This is a genomic window from Paeniglutamicibacter sp. GQ140, assembly GCF_059759235.1.
This window is the reverse complement of record NZ_JCAXDW010000035.1, coordinates 1-445: the sequence shown is the minus strand read 5'-3', so window position 1 is coordinate 445 and position 445 is coordinate 1. Positions and strand designations below refer to the sequence as shown.

The 445-nt window shown below is 70.6% G+C and carries 1 protein-coding gene; it reads left to right on the top strand.

The window, feature by feature from the left end:
• Positions 1-47: 47 nt before the first annotated feature.
• Positions 48-445, top strand: a 398-nt coding sequence (locus AC6CHY_RS19950; protein WP_498228063.1) for a leucine zipper domain-containing protein, incomplete at its 3' end; no start/stop codon positions are given.

Sequence of the window (445 nt, the reverse complement as noted above, 5' to 3'; positions counted from 1 at the left end):
GAAGTGGTGTTTGCGACAACATTCACGACATCCCGGAGGTCTTCTTCATGTCCCATAATAATGCCATCCTCGCGCCCAAGGGCCGCCTGAAGCTGGCCCGGTGCATCGTGGAGGACCGCTGGCCCCTGCGCCGGGCGGCCGAGCGCTTCCAGGTCTCCGTCACCACCGCCGCCCGCTGGGCCTCCCGCTACCGGGAGCACGGCGAGGACGGGATGCGGGACCGCTCCAGCCGACCCCACCATTCACCGCGGCGTGTCCGCGTGCGCACCGAGCGGCGGATCATCGGGCTGCGGGTGAACCGGCGCTGGGGCCCGGCGAGGATCGGCTACCTGCTGGGCCTGCACCCCTCCACCGTCCACAAGGTCCTCTCCCGGTTCGGTCTCTCCCGGCTGTCGTGGCAGGACCGCGCCACCGGGCAGGCCATCCGCCGCTACGAACACGAGGC